The sequence below is a fragment of the Citrobacter sp. KTE30 genome, assembly GCF_000398825.1.
GTDB lineage: Bacteria > Pseudomonadota > Gammaproteobacteria > Enterobacterales > Enterobacteriaceae > Citrobacter > Citrobacter freundii.
This window is the reverse complement of sequence record NZ_KB976056.1, coordinates 361,336-382,224: the sequence shown is the minus strand read 5'-3', so window position 1 is coordinate 382,224 and position 20,889 is coordinate 361,336. Positions and strand designations below refer to the sequence as shown.

At 52.3% G+C, this 20,889-nt stretch carries 22 protein-coding genes; 14 read left to right on the top strand and 8 right to left on the bottom strand.

Going from position 1 to position 20,889, the window contains the following annotated elements:
- The first annotated feature begins 33 nt into the window (after positions 1 to 33).
- The 3 genes from WC1_RS01590 to nepI all read left to right on the top strand — a co-directional run bounded on the left by WC1_RS01590 (position 34) and on the right by nepI (position 1,994).
- The gene (locus tag WC1_RS01590) at positions 34 to 396 is read left to right on the top strand and encodes a type II toxin-antitoxin system RelE/ParE family toxin (RefSeq protein ID WP_016151211.1); all 363 of its coding nucleotides are present in this window, start codon (positions 34 to 36) and stop codon (positions 394 to 396) included.
- A complete protein-coding gene (locus tag WC1_RS01595) occupies positions 383 to 682 on the top strand; it encodes a helix-turn-helix domain-containing protein (protein WP_003840660.1) in 300 nt (99 codons plus the stop codon). The genes WC1_RS01590 and WC1_RS01595 overlap by 14 nt, the downstream gene beginning before the upstream one ends.
- 118 nt (positions 683 to 800) lie before the next feature.
- The gene (nepI, locus tag WC1_RS01600; RefSeq protein WP_003840662.1) at positions 801 to 1,994 is read left to right on the top strand and encodes a purine ribonucleoside efflux pump NepI; all 1,194 of its coding nucleotides are present in this window, start codon (positions 801 to 803) and stop codon (positions 1,992 to 1,994) included.
- Positions 1,995 to 2,042: 48 nt separating this feature from the next.
- Here nepI and WC1_RS01605 read toward each other — a convergent pair whose 3' ends face one another.
- Together WC1_RS01605 and WC1_RS01610 are read right to left on the bottom strand one after the other, a co-directional pair.
- Positions 2,043 to 3,425 carry a glycoside hydrolase family 1 protein gene (locus WC1_RS01605; protein WP_016151210.1) on the bottom strand — a complete coding sequence of 461 codons (1,383 nt, stop codon included), beginning with the start codon at positions 3,423 to 3,425 and terminating at the stop codon, positions 2,043 to 2,045.
- 94 nt (positions 3,426 to 3,519) lie between these two features.
- A complete protein-coding gene (locus WC1_RS01610; protein ID WP_003840665.1) occupies positions 3,520 to 3,813 on the bottom strand; it encodes a YicS family protein in 294 nt (97 codons plus the stop codon).
- 130 nt (positions 3,814 to 3,943) lie between these two features.
- Here WC1_RS01610 and WC1_RS01615 point away from each other — a divergent pair, with 130 nt between their 5' ends.
- The 10 genes from WC1_RS01615 (at position 3,944) to nlpA (ending at position 13,928) form a co-directional block, all read left to right on the top strand.
- A complete protein-coding gene (locus WC1_RS01615; protein ID WP_003023951.1) occupies positions 3,944 to 4,360 on the top strand; it encodes a GNAT family N-acetyltransferase in 417 nt (138 codons plus the stop codon).
- Between the two features lie 90 nt (positions 4,361 to 4,450).
- Positions 4,451 to 7,249 (top strand): transcriptional regulator DagR, encoded by a 2,799-nt coding sequence (gene dagR / locus WC1_RS01620; protein ID WP_003840669.1) that lies wholly within the window; start codon positions 4,451 to 4,453, stop codon positions 7,247 to 7,249.
- A 211-nt stretch (positions 7,250 to 7,460) separates the two neighbouring features.
- Entirely contained in the window at positions 7,461 to 7,886 is a 426-nt protein-coding gene (locus WC1_RS01625; RefSeq protein WP_003840671.1) for a PTS sugar transporter subunit IIA, read from the top strand.
- Between the two features lie 12 nt (positions 7,887 to 7,898).
- Positions 7,899 to 8,384 (top strand): PTS sugar transporter subunit IIB, encoded by a 486-nt coding sequence (locus tag WC1_RS01630; RefSeq protein WP_016151209.1) that lies wholly within the window; start codon positions 7,899 to 7,901, stop codon positions 8,382 to 8,384.
- A 25-nt stretch (positions 8,385 to 8,409) separates the two neighbouring features.
- The gene (locus tag WC1_RS01635) at positions 8,410 to 9,159 is read left to right on the top strand and encodes a PTS mannose/fructose/sorbose/N-acetylgalactosamine transporter subunit IIC (RefSeq protein WP_003023960.1); all 750 of its coding nucleotides are present in this window, start codon (positions 8,410 to 8,412) and stop codon (positions 9,157 to 9,159) included.
- The gene (locus WC1_RS01640; RefSeq protein WP_005121522.1) at positions 9,156 to 10,016 is read left to right on the top strand and encodes a PTS system mannose/fructose/sorbose family transporter subunit IID; all 861 of its coding nucleotides are present in this window, start codon (positions 9,156 to 9,158) and stop codon (positions 10,014 to 10,016) included. Before WC1_RS01635 ends, WC1_RS01640 begins: the two co-directional genes overlap by 4 nt.
- Positions 10,017 to 10,019: 3 nt before the next feature.
- The gene (gene dgaE / locus WC1_RS01645; RefSeq protein WP_016151208.1) at positions 10,020 to 11,129 is read left to right on the top strand and encodes a D-glucosaminate-6-phosphate ammonia lyase; all 1,110 of its coding nucleotides are present in this window, start codon (positions 10,020 to 10,022) and stop codon (positions 11,127 to 11,129) included.
- Complete coding sequence (locus WC1_RS01650; RefSeq protein ID WP_016151207.1) at positions 11,116 to 11,859, top strand: 2-dehydro-3-deoxy-phosphogluconate aldolase; 744 nt, start codon at positions 11,116 to 11,118, stop codon at positions 11,857 to 11,859. Before dgaE ends, WC1_RS01650 begins: the two co-directional genes overlap by 14 nt.
- Before the next feature lie 211 nt (positions 11,860 to 12,070).
- A complete protein-coding gene (locus WC1_RS01655; RefSeq protein WP_016151206.1) occupies positions 12,071 to 12,985 on the top strand; it encodes an Rpn family recombination-promoting nuclease/putative transposase in 915 nt (304 codons plus the stop codon).
- Between the two features lie 124 nt (positions 12,986 to 13,109).
- Positions 13,110 to 13,928: a lipoprotein NlpA gene (gene nlpA, locus WC1_RS01660; RefSeq protein WP_003840678.1), complete on the top strand. Its 819-nt coding sequence runs from the start codon at positions 13,110 to 13,112 to the stop codon at positions 13,926 to 13,928.
- A 28-nt stretch (positions 13,929 to 13,956) separates the two neighbouring features.
- Here nlpA and WC1_RS01665 read toward each other — a convergent pair whose 3' ends face one another.
- The 3 genes from WC1_RS01665 to WC1_RS01675 all read right to left on the bottom strand — a co-directional run bounded on the left by WC1_RS01665 (position 13,957) and on the right by WC1_RS01675 (position 16,291).
- On the bottom strand, positions 13,957 to 14,859 hold the full coding sequence (locus WC1_RS01665; RefSeq protein WP_003023973.1) for a carboxylate/amino acid/amine transporter: 903 nt from the start codon (positions 14,857 to 14,859) through the stop codon (positions 13,957 to 13,959).
- A 117-nt stretch (positions 14,860 to 14,976) separates the two neighbouring features.
- Positions 14,977 to 15,282: a putative quinol monooxygenase gene (locus WC1_RS01670; protein ID WP_003023975.1), complete on the bottom strand. Its 306-nt coding sequence runs from the start codon at positions 15,280 to 15,282 to the stop codon at positions 14,977 to 14,979.
- A gap of 1 nt (position 15,283) precedes the next feature.
- Positions 15,284 to 16,291, bottom strand: a complete 1,008-nt coding sequence (locus WC1_RS01675; RefSeq protein ID WP_016151205.1) for a zinc-binding alcohol dehydrogenase family protein — start codon at positions 16,289 to 16,291, stop codon at positions 15,284 to 15,286.
- 104 nt (positions 16,292 to 16,395) lie between these two features.
- Here WC1_RS01675 and WC1_RS01680 point away from each other — a divergent pair, with 104 nt between their 5' ends.
- Positions 16,396 to 17,298: a LysR family transcriptional regulator gene (locus tag WC1_RS01680; protein WP_016151204.1), complete on the top strand. Its 903-nt coding sequence runs from the start codon at positions 16,396 to 16,398 to the stop codon at positions 17,296 to 17,298.
- 36 nt (positions 17,299 to 17,334) lie between these two features.
- Here WC1_RS01680 and WC1_RS01685 read toward each other — a convergent pair whose 3' ends face one another.
- The 3 genes from WC1_RS01685 to WC1_RS01695 all read right to left on the bottom strand — a co-directional run bounded on the left by WC1_RS01685 (position 17,335) and on the right by WC1_RS01695 (position 20,408).
- Positions 17,335 to 18,831, bottom strand: a complete 1,497-nt coding sequence (locus tag WC1_RS01685) for a C69 family dipeptidase (RefSeq protein ID WP_005121531.1) — start codon at positions 18,829 to 18,831, stop codon at positions 17,335 to 17,337.
- Positions 18,832 to 19,173: 342 nt separating this feature from the next.
- A complete protein-coding gene (locus WC1_RS01690; RefSeq protein WP_003840687.1) occupies positions 19,174 to 19,638 on the bottom strand; it encodes a hypothetical protein in 465 nt (154 codons plus the stop codon).
- Positions 19,638 to 20,408, bottom strand: coding sequence for a winged helix-turn-helix domain-containing protein (locus tag WC1_RS01695; protein WP_016151203.1), 771 nt, complete (start codon positions 20,406 to 20,408; stop codon positions 19,638 to 19,640). The genes WC1_RS01690 and WC1_RS01695 overlap by 1 nt, the downstream gene beginning before the upstream one ends.
- Positions 20,409 to 20,889 lie beyond the last annotated feature (481 nt).

Sequence of the window (20,889 nt, the reverse complement as noted above, 5' to 3'; positions counted from 1 at the left end):
TCTCTATAGCTTATTAGCTATGAGGGATCGTTGATGTGGGAAGTGGAAACAACGGATGCTTTCGATAAATGGTTTGACGTACAGACCGAAGCGCTCAAGGAAGATATGCTCGCAGCAATGATGATTTTATCCGAGTATGGTCCTCAGTTAGGCAGGCCGTTTGCTGATACGGTAAATGCTTCTGCTTTTTCAAATATGAAAGAGTTGCGAGTACAGCATCAGGGTAGTCCGATTCGGGCGTTCTTCGCGTTTGATCCTTCTCGCCATGGCATCGTGCTATGCGCTGGAGATAAAACAGGGTTAAACGAAAAGAAATTCTATAAAGAGATGATCAGGCTTGCGGATGCTGAGTACCGAAATCACCTAATAAGTAAGGAAAATTATGGCTACCCTTAAAGAATTGATGGCGAAACAAAGCCCGGAAAGCCAGGAGCGTATTACCGAAAAAGTAGAAATACTACGTCAGGCGGTTGCGTTAAATATGTTAAGGGAAGAACTGAATCTCTCTCAGGCTGAACTTGCCTCGGCAATGGGGGTTAAGCAGCCAACAATCGCAAAAATGGAGCAGGCAGATAACGATCCTCGTCTGTCGACGCTCAAGCGTTATGTCACGGCACTGGGTGGTGAACTTAGCATTGATGTTAAGCTACCTACAGGTAAAAGAGTCGCGTTCTATCTTTAAAAATCCGAGTAACCGATATTCTTTGTTAAATGAAACTAGTTGCTGAAACGTTAAATACGTCACAAATTTAATGTTACACTGCGTAACTTTTCTACAATAACCCCACGCAGGTAACAAAATGAGTGAAGCTGTTGAACAAAAATCCCGCGCTGAGGCAAATTCCCGACCTAACTGGTCGGCGGTATTTGCCGTGGCGTTCTGTGTTGCCTGCCTGATAACCGTTGAGTTTCTGCCCGTTAGCCTGTTAACGCCGATGGCGCAGGATCTGGGGATTTCTGAAGGTGTGGCGGGGCAATCGGTGACCGTGACGGCATTTGTCGCCATGTTCGCCAGCCTGTTTGTGACGCAAATTATTCAGGCGACCGATCGTCGCTATGTGGTGATCCTGTTTTCGGTGCTGCTAACGCTCTCCTGCCTGCTGGTTTCCTTTGCCAACTCTTTTTCGCTGCTGCTCGTTGGCCGCGCCTGTCTCGGTCTGGCGCTTGGTGGCTTCTGGGCGATGTCGGCGTCGCTGACCATGCGTCTGGTTCCTGCACGTACGGTGCCGAAGGCGCTGTCGGTTATTTTTGGCGCAGTCTCCATCGCGCTGGTGATTGCCGCGCCGTTGGGGAGCTTTTTAGGCGGCATTATCGGCTGGCGTAATGTGTTTAATGCGGCGGCGGTGATGGGCGTGCTGTGCACAATTTGGGTGGTGAGAGCGTTGCCTTCGCTGCCTGGCGAGCCTTCGCATCAGAAACAAAACATGTTCAGCCTGCTGCAGAGACCGGGGGTGATGGCCGGGATGATTGCCATCTTCATGTCCTTTGCCGGGCAGTTCGCCTTCTTTACCTATATTCGCCCGATCTATATGAATCTGGCGGGCTTTGACGTTGATGGCCTGACGCTGGTGCTGCTGAGCTTCGGTATTGCCAGTTTTGTTGGTACGTCGCTTTCGTCGATGATTTTGAAGCGTTCGGTCAAACTGGCGTTAGCCGGTGCGCCACTGGTGCTGGCGCTCAGTGCACTGGTCCTGATTCTGTGGGGCAGTGACAAAGTGGTGGCGGCGGGTATTGCGATTATCTGGGGACTGTTGTTTGCGCTGGTACCGGTCGGCTGGTCGACGTGGATCACGCGCTCGCTTGCCGATCAGGCAGAAAAAGCCGGATCGGTGCAGGTCGCCGTGATCCAGCTTGCCAATACCTGTGGGGCTGCGGTGGGAGGCTATGCGCTCGATACTCTCGGACTGCTGTCGCCCCTGATGCTTTCCGGCAGCCTGATGCTGCTGACGGCGCTTCTGGTGGCAGCAAAAGTTCGCATAAAGGGTATGCAATAAACTAAAGCTCGGTATGCCGGATCGCTATCCGGCATCCTGGTTATTTTTTTAATTAAAACCATTGTTTTCGGCAGTATGGGCAAACCATTCGCCGCTCTTTTTCACCGTACGTTTTTGCGTGTCTAAATCTAACTGGACAAAACCGTAGCGGTTTTTATATCCGTTGAGCCAGGACCAGTTATCAATAAAAGTCCACATATGGTAGCCAAGACAATTACAACCTTCGCTGATGCCTTTATGTAGCCATTTAAGATGCTCAGAAACAAATTCAATGCGGTAGCTGTCGTTGATCTGGTCATGCTCAACGAAACGCTGCTCATTTTCCACACCCATACCGTTTTCAGAAATAAAGCAGCGTGGGTTGCCGTAATTATCACGAAGATTAGTAATAATATCGTAAATACCAGGCTCATAAATTTCCCAGCCACGGTAAGGGTTCATTTTACGCCCCGGCATTTCGTAATAATCAAACAGCCACTCCGGCATAAACGGCGCGTTTGGATTGACCGCAGTATCACGACATTTCACGCGACGCGGCTGATAATAATTGATACCGAGCAGGTCGATTTTCCCCTCGACGATGAGCTGACTGTCGCCTGGCTGACAGGTTGGTAGCTGATCGTACTCTTTCAGCAATTCGACCAGATCCGCCGGATATTCCCCTTTTAGTACCGGGTCAAGGAAGCAGCGGTTAAACAGCAGATCCGCATGGTGCGCGGCTTTCACATCCGCCGGGTGCTGAGAGCGTGGATAAGAGGGCGTCAGATTTAGGATCACACCGATCTCACCGCCGTAGTTTCCGGCGCGATACGCCCGCACCGCCGTGGAATGCGCCAGTACAGTGTGATACGCCACGGTGGCCGCGCGTTTGAAATCCACCACGTTCGGGTAATGGAAGTCATACAGATAGCCGCCTTCCACCGGGACAATAGGCTCGTTAAAGGTGAACCAGTGCTTCACCCGGTTGCCGAACAATGTAAAACACGTCTGCGCGTAGCGGCCAAACGCCTCAACCACCTCACGGTTTTCCCAGCCGCCTTTCTCCTGCATCACCATTGGCATATCGAAGTGGAACAGGGTGATAAAGGGCGTGATATCCTGGGCCAGCAGCTCGTCGATGACGTTGTTATAGAATTCGATGGCTTCCGGATTAACATCGCCGGTACCGTCCGGGATCAGGCGTGACCAGCTCAGAGACGTACGGAAGCTGTTGTGCTTCAGCTGCTTGAGCAGTGCGATGTCCTGTTTCCAGTGCTGATAAAAGGTTGAGGTGTTTGCCGGACCAACCCCCTGGTGGAAACGACCTGGCTGGCGGTCGAACCACACGTCCCACGTGGTCTGGCTTTTGCCGCCGTTCAGGCTATCCCCTTCGGTTTGCAGTGCCGAGCAGGCACTGCCCCACCAGAAGTTTTCTGGAAAACGGTATCGCATTGTTATTGCTCCATTGCTATTTATACGTTCTGGCAACAATACGTGTTTTTGCGATACAGAAACCGGTTACAGTGCTCATTTTACAACAAGATGCTTATAAATCCGGGCATTCAACTTTGCCAAGTGCTTCCCAGTAGTTGTTCTGGTTATTTCTTTGTATTGCCAGAATAGCCTCGCGGATATGCTGCTGATTACGTGTATCAGACATAATCGTTTTTTCCCACACGTCATCGGATGGCGACCCCTGTGGGGTGCAAATCTTGCGTAAGTCCTTCAATACAGTATTTTTTTCATGAACGGACTGTAGAGAGCCGTAAGCCGAATCGGCCTGCGCTAAACCCGGCAGCGTGAAAAGAATGGCAATAAGCGGTAAAGCGGCTCGTTTCATGATAATAATCCTTGTTGTCGATGCGCATCATCTCAAGAGTAAGTGTAGACGGCATGCGTCTCACTCATCAGCCTGTGTTAATTTCTAAACAAATAATCAGCCAGAAGTTGTAGTTTTTCAGGAGGATAGGATGCAAATACAGATTACAGATACCATTACTGAAGACGATCAAAATGCCCTGCTTGCCGGATTGCGCGCCTACAACCGTCAGTTCCTGAGAACCACCAATTTTGGCGACCTGGCGGTGTACTGGCGCGATGAAAGCAATGAAATTCTGGGCGGGCTGATTGGCAAAATCAAAGGCGAATGGCTGTGTATTGATTTCCTGTGGATGCATGATTCGCTGCGCAAAGGCGGTTACGGCACAAAATTGATGCAGGCTGCCGAGCAGACAGCGCGTGAGAGAGGATGCCTGCATGCATTGGTGGATACCATGAGTTTCCAGGCGCTGCCGTTTTATCAGAAAAACGGCTATCAGCTGCAAATGACCCTCGATAACTTTCCGGAAACCGGCTCCGCGCGGCATTATTTGTCGAAAACGTTTTGATGACCGGAAGGTCTGGACGCCGCCTCACTTTCTTGCGCAGCAGAATAGTGTATGTTCTGAACAATCATTTATTTCTTAAGCGGTAAAGAGATGAGACGGATTGAGATAATACTGGGGGAGCTGGAACGGCTGACGCGAGGACTGAATCTTGCCCATCTGGCGCAGGAAACGGCGTTCACAGCGGAAGCTATCGGCTTTAACCTCGGACTGGCGCGCAACTCGGTCAGTAAAGATCTCAATCAGCTCTGGAACGACGGCCTGGCGATTAAAAGCCGCGGACGCCCTGTCTTCTTTCTGCATCGTCAGGCGATTGAAACGCTGCTGGGACGCAAACTGGATGAGTCCGAGCGCGAAGTGCAAACCGTTGCCGACCTGTTACCTGTTCAGGAAAACCAGGCGACAGACGATCCCTTTTCTGGCCTGATTGGTTACGATCGCAGCCTACGCGACGCGGTGGAAAAAGGCCGCGCGGCGGTGCTGTATCCCCACGGGCTGCACGTTCTGCTGACCGGTCCCTCCGGCGTTGGCAAAACCTTTTTTGCCGAACTGATGCACCGTTTTGCCTGCGAACGCGCAGTGGGAGCGTCGCCGCCGCTGGTTTACTTTAACTGCGCGGAATACGCCCATAACCCGGAGCTGCTTTCTTCGCACCTGTTTGGTCATCGACAGGGGGCATTTACCGGCGCAAATGAAAATAAACCCGGTCTGGTCGAGCAAGCCGACGGTGGCTATCTGCTGCTCGACGAAGTGCATCGTCTGCCGTATGAAGGCCAGGAAAAGCTATTTTCTATTCTCGACAAAGGCGAATACCGGCCGCTGGGTTCCAGCGCCGTGGCGCGGTCAATCTCGGTTCGCCTGATATGTGCGACCACCGAACCGGTAAGCTCGGCGTTGCTGCGTACCTTCCAGCGACGTATTCAGGTGTGTATCGATTTGCCCGGCATCCGCCAGCGTTCAGTGGAAGAGCAGGTTGAACTGATCGTTGGCTTCTTACAGCGTGAGAGCCGCAAAATCGAGCGTACGATAAGCATCGACCGTACTCTGCTGCTCTGGCTGCTGAACAAGCCGCTGGAAGGCAACATTGGTCAGCTTAAGAGCGACATTCAGTTTCTCTGCGCACAGGCCTGGGCCTCGGGGATGACCGAGCACAGCGACACGCTACAACTGGATAAACGTCTGACCGAGATCCCCTTTAACGCCACGCCGGAACAACGTCTGTTGGTTGGAGCGCTGTTCGAAGGCAAAGAACACCTGAGCATCGATGCCCGCACGCTGCCTGCGCTGAAAAATTCACTGGCCACCGGAGCCGAAATTGAAGAGAGCGATCTTTTCTACAGCTTCCTGACCCGCGAATATATCAACCTGCGTAACAGCAACGTGCCGCCAGCCGAAACGCTGGCAATCCTCAAAAACAAGCTCAGTTCGATATTTGAATATGGTCTCTACAGCCGCGACAGCGTGGCGCATCCTCCGCGCTATGGCGATCAGATTGAAGAGCGAGTCACGCTGCTGATCGGCTGTGTTGAGCAGGTGCTTGGTTTTACGCTGCCGGAAAATCTGGTTAACCCGCTGCGCAAACACTTCCTGGCGCTGATTGGCTATGTGCAGCGCGGCCTTATTCCGCAACTTTATTCTTCCAGCCTGATCCTCGATCGCTGCAAAGATGAATACGAAAACGCGACGCTGTTATGCCGAAAAATCAATGAACTGCTGCATATTCAGTGTCCGGCGACGGAGGTGGTCTGGCTGTGCCTGTTCCTCAAAGAGTGTCGCCATTACCGCCAACGGATTGACGCCAGTCCTGACTGCGGGGTGATTTTGATTGCCCACGGTGCGACGACCGCCACAAGTCAGGCGCAGTACGTGAATCGCGTGCTGGAGCGCGAGGTGTTCAGCGCTATCGATATGCCTTTCGAGCAGTCGGTGCATGACACGCTGGAAGCCCTGACGCAGATGATCCAGACCCGGCAATATCGCCGATTGATCCTGATGGTGGATATTGGTTCACTGGTCCATTTTGGCAGCACGATCAGTAAGTTATTCCAGATAGACGTACTGTTAATGCCCAATATCACGCTCACCAGCCTGCTGGAGATTGGGCTGGATTTAAGCTACGAAACCAGCGACTTGCCGCAGCTGGCGGCGTTGATGCAGAGCAAAAATATTCCCTGTCAGCTTTGTACTCCGCAGCAGGAAAACAGCGGTAAAGTGCTGGTTATCTCCTGCATCACCGGGATGGGAACGGCAGAGAAAATCAAAAAGGTGCTGGAGGAGAGCTTCGGTGAGTTGATGTCGCAGGATACGCGGATGGTTATCCTCGATTACAACGAAGTTCGCAGCCTGGAGCGTGTTCAGCAGGCGATTAACGCCAGTGAACGCCTGGCGGGAATAGTGGGCACTTTCCAGCCAGGACTGCCGGATATTCCGTTTATCTCGCTCGAGGAGCTGTTCTCTGAGCAAGGCCCCGAGCTGGTACTCAGCCTGCTGACGCCAGATCTCTCCAGCAGCGAACGCCGTCTGGAGATGGAGCGCAGCGCGATGCGCTTTATCAGCGCGTTGACTATGGAGAGCATCATTAACCATATTTCGGTGCTCAACCCGCAGCGTATTCTCAAAGAGATGGAAGGCGTGCTGAATCATCTGACCACCGCGCTTTCGCTCAAACCGAGCCGTCAGGTGACACTGCGCTTCCTGATCCACTGCTGCTGTATGGTCGAGCGTATCGTGATTAACCGCAAACCGTTACAGATGGCGCTGGAGAACAAGCCGGATCTGGATAATCGCGCGTTTAGTGTCATTAAATCCGCTTTCCTGCCGATCGAAGAGGCCTATGCCATTCGCTTATCGGACGCGGAATATTTTTATATCTACGAACTGCTGTATAGCTAATCCCTTTACTGGCGCGGCTTTCTGCCTCGCCAGCGCTCCTCTCTTCCCCGCGTGACACAAATTCTGGCACAGCCTTTGCTCTTACTTTGATGAGTTTGCCGGATGGCGGCATAAAACGCCTTATCCGGCCTACAAAGCACTTGCCGTAGGCCTGATAAGCGAAGCGCCATCAGGCATTGCAAGTCTCATGTAATCGAGCCAGGAGGCCATTTTGACTACCACTGAATCCTTGCCCCAGATCCTGCTGCTGACCCATGGCGGCTGGGGGCAACAGCTTTGCAACAGCCTGCGCATGGTGATGGGTGAAATCAAAGGCGTGACGGAAATTGCGCTGATGCCCGTTGATACGCTCGGCGAGTTTTATCAGCGCGTTGAAGCCGTAGTGAAAACCATGCCGGAAGGCTCATTGATCCTGACTGATTTTATTGGCGGCACCACCTCCAACGTGGCGGCGCGGCTGAGCGCCGATTACCCGGTGGCTGTTATTTCCGGGCTCAACGCCTCTTTGCTGCTGGAGGCGCTCGACAAACGCGAGCATGGCCGGTTGACCACCTGCGTGGCTGAACTGGTCGACGCCGGGCGTAGCAGTTGCCTGGACGTTGTCGCCCACGTGCGTCAATTACAACAATCACAATAAGGAATAAACGTCATGGCAAACATCGTCTTATGTCGTATCGATAGCCGTCTGATTCATGGACAAGTGGTGACCAAATGGGTTGGGCAATCTCAGGCAAACCGGATTGCGGTGGTTAGCGAAGAGCTGGATGCCGATCCGTTTATGAAAAACATCTACCTGATGGCCGCGCCGCCAAACATCAAAGTGGATTGTTTCGGTAACCAAAGTTTTGCGGCCGCCTGGAAAGAAAACCAGCTTGGTGACGGCAAAGTGCTGGTGCTGTTCCCTTCTCTGGCGGCGGTTCAGGAAGCGGTCCAGTTGGGGTTTGACGTCACTACCATTCAGGTCGGTGGGCTGGGCGGTGGGCCAAACCGCAAAGCGGTATTCCAGAATATTACGCTGGATGAAAAAGACGTCGGCATTCTGAGCGACCTGAAAAATCGTGGGATTCAGGTGTTCTTCCAGACTATCCCGGAAGATAAGCCTCAGTCGCTGGACGATATCCTGAAAAAATTCTAATTCTTTGATAACAGGGTACTTAACTATGGATACTTTAGTCTTTGCAAGCCTGATGGGGTTGTATTACTGGTTTGCCCGATTACGCCTTGGCTACACCTTCTCCGCTATGCTGCTGCAACCGGTAGTGATTGCCGTATTCGTTGGCTTGCTGTTAGGCAACATGGAAACGGCGATGATCATCGGTGCCGGTATGCAGCTGGTTTATCTCGGCGTGACCTCTACGCCAGGCGGTAACGTCCCGTCGGATCCTGCGCTGGCCGCCTGTATTTCAATTCCTATCGCTGTGAAGGCCGGAATGGACCCGAACCTGGCTATCGCGCTGGCGATCCCGTTTGGCGTCATCGGCGTGTTCCTCGACCAGTTGCGCCGCACGTTAAACGCAGCGTGGGTGCATATGGCCGACAAGCATGCGGAAACGGCCAATATGGCGGGCATTATGCGCTGTGCATTCCTCTACCCGGCGTTGCTTGGCCTTGTACTGCGTTTCCCGGTGGTTTTCGCCGCCAACTATTTTGGTCAGGACGTGGTGGAAAGCTTCCTCAAGCTGATGCCGCACTGGCTGACGCACTCCTTTGAAATTATGGGCGGCATTCTGCCAGCGTTGGGCTTCGCCATTACCATTATGGTGATCGGTAAAAAGAGCCTTCTGCCGTGGTTTATCGGCGGTTTCTTTGCGGTGCTGTACCTGAAGGTAGACATCATGGCGATGGCAATCTTTGGTACCTGCGTGGCTTTCCTGATTAAAGGTCTGGCGAAAAATGAAGGAGCAGCATGATGAGCAGCGACGTAATGCAACATGAACTGGTGGAGCGTGCGCGTGAAAGCGGCACGCTGACCAAAGCAGACATCACCAAAGCCTGGTTTATCTACTGGCTGGGTGCAGAAGTTTCCAGCTCCTATGAGCGTTTGCAGAGCCTGATTTTCTGCGCCTCGATGACGCCGATCATCAAAAAGCTCTACCCGCAAAAAGAGGAACAGGTAGAAGCGCTGAAACGCCATCTGAACTTCTTCAACTCAGAGCAGACGTTCGGGGCGGTGATTCAGGGGATCTCCATTGCGATGGAGGAACAGAAAACCCGCGGCGAGCCGATCAGCGATGCTTCAATTACCGGGATTAAAACCGGGCTAATGGGACCGCTGGCCGGGATGGGGGACTCGATCATCTGGGCCGCCGTGATGCCGCTGTTAATTGCTATTTTTATCCCATTCGCGGCAAATGGCAGCGCGATGGGCGGAATTGTACCGTTAATCCTCTACCCGGCCATTACGTTGGCAATCAGCTACGGTATGGTGCACAAAGGCTATACGCTGGGACGTGACTCGATAATTGGTCTGCTGCAGGGAGGGCGAATAAAGGAACTTATCTACGGCGCGAACGTGCTGGGCCTGATCATGATGGGCGCGCTTTCTGCGAGCTACGTCAAGATCACCACGCCGTTAAAACTCAGCGCCCTGAAAGGCTCTGAAGTGGTGGTTCAGCAAATCCTCGACTCTATTGCCCCCGGTCTGTTGCCGCTGGCGGCGGTGTTCGCCATTTATTTCTATCTGGTGAAGAAAGGGCCGCGTTACACCACGATTTTGCTGTCGATTGTTGCGCTCAGCGTGGTCTGTTCGCTGCTGGGAGTGTTGTAAGCCATGACACAGAATATCTACCAACAATTGGGGCTAAAACAGGTGATTAACGCCTGTGGCAAGATGACGATTCTGGGCGTTTCCAGCGTTGCGCCGGAAGTGATGCAAGCCACCGCGCGGGCAGCTTCGGCCTTTGTTGAAATTGACCGGCTGGTGGACCGTACCGGTCAATTGGTTTCCCGCTACACCGGCGCGGAGGACAGCTATGTTACTTCGTGCGCCTCGGCGGGTATTGCGATTGCCGTTGCCGCCGCCATTACCCGCGGTGACCAGGCTAGTGTCACGCTGATGCCGGACAGCGCGGGTATGGCCAATGAAGTGGTCATGCTGCGCGGGCATAACGTTGACTACGGTGCGCCCATCACCAGCGCGATCCGCTTAGGCGGCGGACGCGTGGTGGAGGTTGGCTCAAGTAATCTGGCGGCCCGCTGGCAGCTGGAGAGCGCGATTACCGATAACACCGCCGCGCTGCTGTACGTGAAATCGCACCACTGCGTGCAGAAAGGCATGTTGAGCATTGCAGACTTCGTACGGGTTGCGCAGGTTCATAACCTGCCGCTGATTGTCGATGCCGCCGCCGAGGAAGACTTACACGCCTGGGTGGCGAGCGGGGCGGATATGGTGGTCTACAGCGGGGCAAAAGCCTTTAACGCGCCGACCTCCGGGTTTATCACCGGAAAGAAAAAGTGGATTGCCGCGTGTAAAGCGCAGCACCACGGAATTGCCCGGGCGATGAAGATCGGCAAAGAGAATATGGTCGGGCTGGTGTATGCCCTGGAAAACTATCATCAGGGGCAAACCGTGGTCACCGCCGAAGAGCTTCGCCCCGTGGCGCAGGCGATTTCAGCGATTCGCGGACTGGATGCGGATATTGAGCAGGACGAAGCCGGGCGCGCCATCTGGCGGATTCGTATTCGGGTGAATGCACAAGAGCTGGGGATGGATGCTTACGCCGTAGAAGCGCAGCTGCGAGAGGGTGATATCGCGATTTACGCTCGCCGTTACAACCTTCATCAGGGCGTCTTTAGTCTTGACCCGCGTACGGTTGCAGAAGGGGAAATGGCACTGATCGTGGCCCGACTAAAGGAGATTGCAGACCATGCAGCACATTAATTTTTATCGCAATAAAGTGGCTATTAACGTGCTGGCGAAGGATATCGCCAACGCCCGGGAAATCTATGACGCTGCCGAAGGTCACGCGGTGATCGGCATTCTTTCGGCGCAGTTCTCCTCGGTTGAGGAAGGGGTTAAGGAAGTAAAACGCTGGATGGTCGACGTGCCGTCGATTTCCGTGGGGCTGGGGGCGGGCGACCCGGCGCAGTATTACAAAGCGGCGATGATTGCCTCACAGGTCCATCCGGCACACGTCAACCAGACCTTTACCGGTTGTGGTTTTGCGGCAGGCGCGCTGGCGGCAACGGGCGGTGAACAGACCCATATCAACGCGTTAGTCAGTCCCACGGGCACGCTGGAGGAAGTGTTGATCTCCACTGGCGTCAGCAGCAGCCAGGGCACGCCAGCCCGCGTTTCCTGTGATGCAGCGGTACGTATGATGCTGGACTCTGGCGCGCATGCGGCGAAGTTCTTCCCAATGGGCGGTGAGCAGTCCCTGCCTGAGTTGTACGCACTGGCGACGACAGCGGCGCGCAACGGCATGACGTTGATTGAGCCGACCGGCGGTATCGATCTCGATAACTTCGGCATTATCCTGCAATCCTGTCTGGAAGCAGGAGTACCGCGCGTCATGCCGCATGTTTACAGCTCGATTATCGACCCACAGACCGGTAATACCCGGCCTGCAGATATCATCAGGTTGATGGAGATAGTCAAAGCCCTGGTGTGATGTTGCTATCGCCGGATGGCACACAAAAAATGCCCGGTAAGCGTTAGGTGCTACCGGGCATTTTTGCGAACACCCTTCCCTGAAAATGAATATATTGCACCAGCATGTATTTATCCTCGAAAGCGCCTCGCAGAGAGATAATTTCCCTGATGTCGTCTGTGCCACTGGCGAGTAATGTCCCGTCATCTTGTTCTTCCGGTGACGGACCGCCATGCAAAAACCAACAACATCTACACCGCATGATGCGGTGTTTAAAAAATTCTTAGGCCATCCAGATACGGTGCGGGATTTTCTTGATACCTATCTTCCTGCGTCATTACATGAGCTTTGCGATCTGGATACACTGAAACTGGAACCCGGGAGTTTTATTGAGGAGGATCTGCGTGCCAGTTATTCCGATATTCTGTGGTCGCTAAAAACTAGAACCGGTAAAGGCTATATCTACGCGTTGATTGAACACCAAAGCTCGCCAGATGCTCATATGGCATTTCGGATGATGCGTTACGCCATTGCCGCGATGCAAAATCACCTTGATGCAGGACACAAAACGCTGCCACTGGTGGTGCCAATACTTTTTTACCATGGCGTTGACAGCCCGTATCCGTACTCGCTGTGTTGGTTGGATGAATTTGACGATCCAGAAACCGCACGGCAGCTTTATGGTTCTGCCTTCCCGCTGGTAGACATCACGGTGGTGTCTGATGATGAGATTATGCAGCATCGGCGGATGGCGCTACTTGAGCTTGTCCAGAAGCATATACGTGAACGTGACCTGATGGTGCTGGTGGATAACCTGGTTGCTCTGCTGGTTAAGGGATACGCTAATGACAGCCAGGTAGAAACGCTATTTAATTATCTGATGCAGTCTGGCAGCGCACCGCGTTTCGAGGCGTTTATTCGCGAGGTGGCTTTACGCGTTCCCCAACACAAGGAGAGATTAATGACTATTGCAGAATGCTTACGCGAGTCGGGGCGAAGAAGGGGTTTATTAGAGGGTAAACTCGAAGGTAAACAAGACGAAGCGTTGCGGATAGCCCATGCCATGCTGGAGAAGGGTATTGATCGTGAACTGGTGCTGATTATTACCGGACTTTCGTTGGACGAACTGGCGGCACATTCAGACTAATCCTTCTCTTTCCCTGTTATGCCTTTTTCTTCTTGCTGATGCTTTTTCGTTTTTTAAACCGCAGCGACCTTGCCGCTATAGTCATTTCATTACTCATCAGGCGGTTATTGCAAAAGGATAGAACGTGAAGCTGAAGATACCTTTTTTTGGGGCCGGGGCGGCGGTATTACTGGCGGGGTTATTGCTGGCAGGATGCGATCAACAAAGCAGTGATGCAAAGCATATCAAAGTGGGTGTGATTAACGGTGCCGAGCAGGATGTGGCGGAGGTCGCGAAGAAAGTGGCCAAAGAGAAGTACGGCCTCGATGTTGAACTGGTGGGTTTTAGCGGTTCTCTGCTGCCCAACGATGCCACTAATCATGGTGAGCTGGATGCCAACGTCTTCCAGCATCGTCCGTTCCTCGAACAAGATAATAAAGCACACGACTATAAGCTGGTTGCGGTGGGCAATACCTTTGTGTTCCCGATGGCAGGGTATTCGAAGAAAATCAAAACCGTCGCTGAACTAAAAGACGGTGCAACGATTGCGATACCTAATGATCCAACCAACCTCGGGCGGGCGCTGTTGCTGCTGCAAAAAGAGAAGTTAATTACGCTGAAAGCGGATACCGGCCTGCTGCCAACAGCGTTGGATATCACTGATAACCCGCGGCATCTGAAAATTATGGAACTGGAAGGCGCGCAGTTGCCGCGCGTATTGGACGATCAGAAAGTGGATGTAGCGATTATCAGTACCACCTACATCCAGCAAACCGGGCTTTCCCCGGTACATGACAGCGTATTTATCGAAGACAAAAACTCACCGTACGTGAACATCCTGGTGGCGCGAGAAGACAACAAAGATGCCGAGAATGTGAAAGAATTCCTGCAATCTTATCAGTCACCGGAAGTGGCAAAGGCGGCAGAAACTATCTTTAACGGCGGCGCGGTTCCGGGTTGGTAATCATGACCCGTTGCCGCGCCGGTTGGGGTTAAACCGCTCTGGCGCGGCGACGTGAGTCCATTGAGATCAGCACTACCGATGAGAGGATTAAAAGCGTGCCCAGCCAGTCTGGCAGGGTAAAGGTAATACCTAACAACAGTAGTGACAGCAACGCGCTGCTCAACGGTTCTGCGCAGCTTAAAATGCTCGCTTTCGGTCCACCAATCATCTGCGCGCCTTTCAGGTACAGGCTAAACGTCAGCGACGTGCCGATGACCACCAGATAGAAAAACGCCAGAATCAAACTGCCATTCACCACGAAATTAGTGCCCTGTCCGGCATAAAACGGCAGCAGGATCATGCCGCCGATTAACATACTCCAGCCGACAACCGGCAGCGTGCCGTAGCGCGCGATAAGCGTTGAGGGGTAGGTGGTGTAGAACGCGGCGGCAAACGCCGAGGCAATTCCCCAGAACAGCGCGGCAGGTGATATAGACAGCGACGTTGGGTTACCGTGGGTGACCAGTAAGAAGGTGCCGATAAGCGAGGTGAAGATTGCGGTCAGCACTAAAATCCCCGGTCGAGCTTTGCGCACCACGGAAAACCACGCCACGATAATGGTCGGTGACAAAAATTGCAGCACCGTCGCGGTAGCGGCGTTGGATTTTTCAATGGTCAGCAGAAAGGTGAGCTGTACGGTGAGCGCTCCAACTACGGAAAAAATCAGCAGGCTGATGGCGTCTTTGCGGTTTTTGATAATGGAGAAAACTTTGTCGCCGTGAACGAAAGAGAGCATCAGCAGAATCAGCCCGGCGAAAATCAGACGTGTCATGGTCAGAAACTGCGACGACATCTGACTTTGCTCCATGATGTACTGCGCGCAAACGCCTGAACTTCCCCACAATACGGCGGCAATCAGGACGTTCATCATCCCTCTTCTGGTGGAACTCATCTTTCCCTCGGCATGTTGTTTTGTTTTATTTGTGTGCAGGCATCATAGCAGAGATAGCGAAGCGAGTGAGACATGACTGGTGTAGCCCCCACGCGGCAGGGGGCTTCGGCAGTTATTTTATGGCGCAATCGGCGTCAGATAATCCAGCCGTAGCGGTTCGGCTAGCAGATCGTTCATTTGTAGAATGAACGCCTGGAAATGTGGCAGAGCGATATGCTCGTCCAGACCGGCCTGACCGTGCCAGGATTCGCGCACGTAAAACACATCCGGCGTGTCGCGTAACTGGAACAGGGCATATTCAATATTGCCCGGCTCCCGGCGAGTAGGCAGTAACAGAGCCTGCAGTGCCTGTTTCAGTGCATCGATTTTCCCTGGTTTGGCTTTCAGTACCGCAATAATTGAAATCACTTCTGAATCTGACATGCTAAAACCCCTCCAGCACAATCTTGCCGACCGAACGACCGGTTTCAATTTGCGCGTGGGCTTTTTGCAGATTTGCCGCGGTGATCGCGCCAAAATGTTCGCCCAGCGTGGTGCGGATGGTGTTGCTGTCGATCAGCTGTGCCACGCGGGTCAGTAACTGATGCTGCGCAATGATGTCGTGGGTGGTAAACATCGAACGGGTAAACATAAACTCCCAGTGCAGCGAAATGCTTTTGGCCTTCAGCGGACGCGCATCGAGAGTGTGCGGATCGTCAATCAACGCCAGTTTGCCCTGCGGTGCCAGGGCGGCAATAATTTGCGAATAGTGCTGCTCGGTATTGTTCAGGCTGGCAACGTGCGTCACCTCTTTAATGCCTATCCGTGCCAGCTCTTCCGTCAACGGCTTGCTGTGGTCAATCACATGATGAGCGCCCGCTTCACGAACCCATTTCTGGCTCTGCGGACGTGATGCCGTACCGATGACGGTCATTTTGGTCAGCTTACTGGCCAGTTGCGTCAGAATAGAACCGACGCCGCCAGCCGCGCCAACGATCAATAACACATCATCTTCATTGCTATTTTCCTCAACGCCCAGACGGTCGAACAGCATTTCCCAGGCGGTGATGGCGGTCAGCGGCAGCGCCGCAGCAGAAGCATTATCCAGTGTTTTTGGCTTCAGCGCGGTAATACGTTCATCAACCAGCTGAAATTCACTGTTACTGCCAGCGCGGCCCAGCGCTCCGGCGTACCAGACTTCATCGCCAGGTGTGAACAGGGTGACGGCTTCACCCACGGACTTCACCACGCCAACGGCGTCCCAGCCCAGAACGCGCGGCACATCGGCGTTAAAACCTTCGCGAACCTTGGTATCAACGGGATTGACGGAAATGGCTTTCACTTCAACCAGCAGATCGTGCCCGGTAGCGACTGGCATGGGCAGGTCAATCTCTTGTAAAAATTCAATGTTATTGCCGTCGGTCGCGGCGCGGGTAATAGCGATGGCTTTCATGGTCTCTCCGGTCACAGGAATCAGTTGAATAATTCGATGGTAAACCGGTAGCAGAACGGGAAAAATAGCCCTACGGCGACAGGACTTATACTCGGGGAGTGAAAATGTTCCGGCTTGAAGATCTCACGTTGTTTGTCCGCGCCGCGGCGCTGAATAGTTTTAGCGATGCTGCGCGCGAAGTCGGCGTTCAGCCTGCTCAGGTCAGTTCAGCTATCAAGCGACTGGAGTCTACGTTGGCTATCCGCTTGTTCGCCCGCTCCACGCGCAGCCTACGCCTGACGCCGGAGGGCGAGGTCTGGCTACCCTATGCCCGCCAGATGCTGGACGTGATGCATGCCGGGCTGCAAAAAATTCAGACCCCAGAAGATGAAGTTTCTGGCACGCTGCAAATCGCCGTGCCTTCCGATCTTGGCCGTAACCTGCTGCTGCCGGTCTTTCAGTCGTTTCGACGCCGCTATCCCGCGCTGCGCCTGCGGATTTTTTTCTCTGATCAGGTGACGGATGTCTTTAAAGACCCCGTCGATGTTGCGTTTCGCTATGGCAATACCGAAGATGCGTCTTACATTGCGCTGCCCGTTGCACCGAGTAACCGACGTGTGCTGGTGGCATCACCGGAATGGATTGCACAAAACGGCGCGCCGCAAACCCCGGATGATTTAACACAGCTCAACGCCATGACCTTCGTATTACGCGGCCGTCTGCACGATCGCTGGACGTTTACGCGCAACGGCGAGGTCAGTAGTGTGCAGGTTAACGGCACCATTATGAGCGACGATGCGGAAGTGATCCGACGGCTGGCAATTGCCGGGGAAGGTGTGGCGTACAAGTCGTGGCTGGATGTCAGCGAAGATGTGCGTGACGGTCGATTACAACTGCTGATGCCGGATTATCAGGGGGAGAAAGTCCCGCTGAATATGATTTGCCCCCATCGGAAGCAGCTTTCAAGAGCAGTCCGTCTGCTGCACGACGCAGTGAAGGCGCGGTGTGAAATGCTGGCGCAAAGCTAATAAGCGCTTTACGCCAGAATACTATCGCGTCGTTACTCAGTCTTTTTTCGCAGCGTTTGCAAAGAAGATATCAGACTGAATGTCTTTGGTGCGGATGGTAAATAGCTGATTAGTCAGATCTTCCGTCAGCTTCTCGGCGTCGGCCATGATGCGCAGGTTGAAGTCATTCAGCATCTTATCGGCGGCTGGTTTATCAGTTTTCGCCATCTTCAGATACTCTGCTTCAACCTCTTTTTGCTCCTTGGCCACTTTGTCTTCCCACGCTTTGTAGGCTTTTTTGACGATTGGCGCGAGCTTCGGATAATCGGTCATCGTCAGCGTTTGTAATTTACGATATTTCCAGTAGATAGACTGATCGTCCGCTTTATCGGTACCCATCGTATAGTTAGCCGGATACGCTTTCAGGCCGCTGTAGTACGGAACAAAGGCGGTGAGATCAGCCATGCCCAAACCAATGTAGGTCGTTTCACCGATCTCTTTTGGCAACCACGGACGGACCTGCATAACATGCGCTTCATAGGTGCGGAAGACGCTGACCGGACGCCATGGCTCTTTGCCGTTCAGACCGTTGGTGTAGGGGTCATGGCTGGTGCCTTCATAATGGTTACGCAGTACGGCCTTCACATCGTCCAGTGTCATTTTCTTCTCTGGCGTCATGAAGACCGGGAATTCACGTCCTTTGGCCATATCCTGGTTTACGGAAGGATTGAACTCTTTCTGGATGGTCCAAACGCGAGGGTCGTTATACGTGCGGTCACGCTCATCATCACGGGTATAGGCTTTGGAGAAGTTGAATTTGCCATCTTTTGCCGGTTCGTACAGACCCTTTTCGGTCGCAAATTGAATCAGGTTTTTTGACGCCATCATGTCCGGGTTTTTCGGATCGTAATCCTGTAAGCGGCCCTGGTTACCGGTGGCAAAATACTGGTTATTTGGCAGACGCTGCGCCATCCACTGATGGCCGCTGCCGGTTTCCAGATACCAGATCTCGTTATCGTCGACGACGGCAACGCCAAAGCCTTCGCCTGCGCCGACGGTCTCAACGATATGGCCCAGTAGCGCCACGGCTTCACGCGCGGTTTTACTCTGCGACAGCAGAATATCCGGAATATCGTCTTCGGTGATCCCTTTATCCTCAACGTACGGGTCGGCGGCCAGCGCTTTTGGTGAGGCAAAAATAGATTCTGTGCCGCTCACGCCAACGCCCAGCTCGTTAAATCCGGTCGCGCCGTGCAGTTGGGTTTTCCAGTTTGGAACAGTGGTATAACGCAGCGAGTTTTTGGGTAGCGGCCAGGTAAAGTCATTCGCACCGTTATGTGCTTTGGTGCTGTATACCCCGGTCTGATTCTGTTTTGCCGGGTGAATGACAAAATGTTGCGCTTTCAAGGCATCGCTGTCAGCGCTACGGGCAACCAGCATCGAGCCGTCCGCTGATGCTTCGTTACCGACCAGCAGGGTCGTACAAGCAAAACCTGATGAAACAACGGCCAAATTTATAGAAAGTGCAATCAGGCACTTTTTAAAAGTAAACATTACGTATCCCTCATATGTACGCCAAAAATACACCGGAAACATACCGTTTCCTGAAATGCGATAACGCCTGAACCTGCAGACATTGCTCGCGAGAGAGATAAACGCCCCTGCCCACGCCTTCTCCAAATATCCATCCGTAGATTGAAGTCTTCTGGACAAAATAAAACGCCCATTTCGCTTAATTATTACGCAATGGATATCGTGATATTCAGGATGTTTCCTGATTCGGGATGAAGAATAGCAATGGGTTATTAGAGGATTCAGTGACCCATGTCGCGTAAGTCGATGATGACAAATATGAATTCCATTGAGGGGGCGCGATTTTTGTTTCCGGATATGACGTTACCTCTTGCGGCAATACAGCGAGGGTACATTGGAGCTGGCAAAGATCCATGTGCCCTTATACTCTTCCATGACCAGACTGAGGGTTCGTCCGCTTTGGCGGTAAAAACCGGGTAAGGTATTGTTAATATCCGTTTCATCGGCGCTGTCTGCGAAGGTTTTGACCACCTGCATCGCCTGTAGCACCCGGGCTTCGTGCTGTCTGGTGTAGTTGAAATAAATGTTCCTGCTGATGTCTGAGGTATTACGTCCGTACAGTTTTCCGGTAATGGTGGCCAAACCTGCATTATCGTACATCCGAAACGCTAACGTACCGGCAAAGCGATTGCTGCCAATATTCCATTCCACGTTGCCGATGCAACTCAGCGGCTTTTCGGCAAAGCGTGAATACCATAGCCACCCGCCTGAACCGAGCAACGTCGCCAGACCGATTACCAGCAGAATAAGGTGATGTATTTTTTTCATTACCCGCGCATCCAGTAATAGTGGGTAGTACAAAACGCGTTAGCATCTATCCGCGCATCTTTATCACAGACAAACGCCACGATCCTCTCCGCTTTGCGGTAGCCGGAAAGGAAGACGTGCTTGTTGTTTTCGCAGAGGTAGGGATGCAGTTGCATCAGATTGAAATAATTCTCCTGGTCGTGCTCATTTGGTGAGTAATAAATTTTACAGTTTTGCCGAGAGGGAACTTGCATAGAAACAGACACGAATTTACTAAACGGCATAACAGGACGCGTCTGATACCACACCAGCCAGATAATCAGGGTGGCAATAACGATGCCCGTGCTAAATATAATGTACCACCAGGGTCCCCGCGTCGTTTGTTGAGGCGCGGGAGCAATTATCTTTGGGGGCGCGTAATCCTCTATAACCGGTGGCTGGTAAACTTCACTTTGAGGATGTGTTATCGCCTCAACCTGCGTATTTTCATTTAATGCAAGCCCGCGCCGGGAAATTGTTTTTACCGTATCTCTCGGCAGACCCACATCCGCCAGAGCATTACGTAGCGTCAGAATAGCCTGGTAAAATGTGTTGGTGGTGGTCACATTATTTCTCTCACCCCAGCCCACTTTAATCAACGTGTTCTGAGAAACAATGTCACTTGCGTGAGTAATTAAATAGAGAAAACAGAGCGAGGCTGGTATCTGTAGTTGAATTGCTCGCCCTGTCTGTCGATTGACCAGGCTTTTGTTATCAGGATTAAATTCGACCAACTGATTGATAAGGTACAATTGCCCAGCCCTCAGTAACCTAAACGTATCACCGCATGTGCCAACACTTACCTTAAATTTTACATCCAAATCGATAATATGCCTCACTCTTTGTACGTGATCGCAGATAAGAATTTCACTTAAGATTTAAATGTTCTTTACATACAACGTGTTAGCTGATCAAGTTCTTAGGTAAAATTAACTAATGTTAAATAATGAGAATTCATTACAGGTTTATCTGAATTATCATTATATTTATCCACAGCACTTCAAGGGTGATTGAGTTATCAGTATTGTGTAATTAATGAGCATTGTTTACATCGGTTGTTTTTTTAGCAAATAGTGCTTTTTTAAGATTTATCCTAGGATTTTAATTTATGCATAAAATTCCTAATGCCCAGACTGTTATTCTGAGATAAGGCACAAAAAAGCTTAGCGCAATCGTATTAATCACAGTCCATGCTTATTAGCACATCAGGAGTTTATTACATTTTATTAGCGC

What these genes read in the sequence shown, in the direction of transcription:
- WC1_RS01615 (WP_003023951.1), top strand. Translation starts at nt 3,944, where the DNA reads ATGCAAATACAGATTACAGATACCATTACTGAAGACGATCAAAATGCC.
- WC1_RS01685 (WP_005121531.1), bottom strand. Translation starts at nt 18,831, where the DNA reads ATGTTTACTTTTAAAAAGTGCCTGATTGCACTTTCTATAAATTTGGCC.
- WC1_RS01650 (WP_016151207.1), top strand. Translation starts at nt 11,116, where the DNA reads ATGCAGCACATTAATTTTTATCGCAATAAAGTGGCTATTAACGTGCTG.
- WC1_RS01595 (WP_003840660.1), top strand. Translation starts at nt 383, where the DNA reads ATGGCTACCCTTAAAGAATTGATGGCGAAACAAAGCCCGGAAAGCCAG.
- WC1_RS01630 (WP_016151209.1), top strand. Translation starts at nt 7,899, where the DNA reads ATGGCAAACATCGTCTTATGTCGTATCGATAGCCGTCTGATTCATGGA.
- WC1_RS01680 (WP_016151204.1), top strand. Translation starts at nt 16,396, where the DNA reads ATGTTCCGGCTTGAAGATCTCACGTTGTTTGTCCGCGCCGCGGCGCTG.
- WC1_RS01635 (WP_003023960.1), top strand. Translation starts at nt 8,410, where the DNA reads ATGGATACTTTAGTCTTTGCAAGCCTGATGGGGTTGTATTACTGGTTT.
- WC1_RS01605 (WP_016151210.1), bottom strand. Translation starts at nt 3,425, where the DNA reads ATGCGATACCGTTTTCCAGAAAACTTCTGGTGGGGCAGTGCCTGCTCG.
- WC1_RS01655 (WP_016151206.1), top strand. Translation starts at nt 12,071, where the DNA reads ATGCAAAAACCAACAACATCTACACCGCATGATGCGGTGTTTAAAAAA.
- WC1_RS01670 (WP_003023975.1), bottom strand. Translation starts at nt 15,282, where the DNA reads ATGTCAGATTCAGAAGTGATTTCAATTATTGCGGTACTGAAAGCCAAA.
- WC1_RS01675 (WP_016151205.1), bottom strand. Translation starts at nt 16,291, where the DNA reads ATGAAAGCCATCGCTATTACCCGCGCCGCGACCGACGGCAATAACATT.
- WC1_RS01640 (WP_005121522.1), top strand. Translation starts at nt 9,156, where the DNA reads ATGATGAGCAGCGACGTAATGCAACATGAACTGGTGGAGCGTGCGCGT.
- dgaE (WP_016151208.1), top strand. Translation starts at nt 10,020, where the DNA reads ATGACACAGAATATCTACCAACAATTGGGGCTAAAACAGGTGATTAAC.
- WC1_RS01665 (WP_003023973.1), bottom strand. Translation starts at nt 14,859, where the DNA reads ATGAGTTCCACCAGAAGAGGGATGATGAACGTCCTGATTGCCGCCGTA.
- WC1_RS01610 (WP_003840665.1), bottom strand. Translation starts at nt 3,813, where the DNA reads ATGAAACGAGCCGCTTTACCGCTTATTGCCATTCTTTTCACGCTGCCG.
- nepI (WP_003840662.1), top strand. Translation starts at nt 801, where the DNA reads ATGAGTGAAGCTGTTGAACAAAAATCCCGCGCTGAGGCAAATTCCCGA.
- WC1_RS01690 (WP_003840687.1), bottom strand. Translation starts at nt 19,638, where the DNA reads ATGAAAAAAATACATCACCTTATTCTGCTGGTAATCGGTCTGGCGACG.
- WC1_RS01590 (WP_016151211.1), top strand. Translation starts at nt 34, where the DNA reads ATGTGGGAAGTGGAAACAACGGATGCTTTCGATAAATGGTTTGACGTA.
- dagR (WP_003840669.1), top strand. Translation starts at nt 4,451, where the DNA reads ATGAGACGGATTGAGATAATACTGGGGGAGCTGGAACGGCTGACGCGA.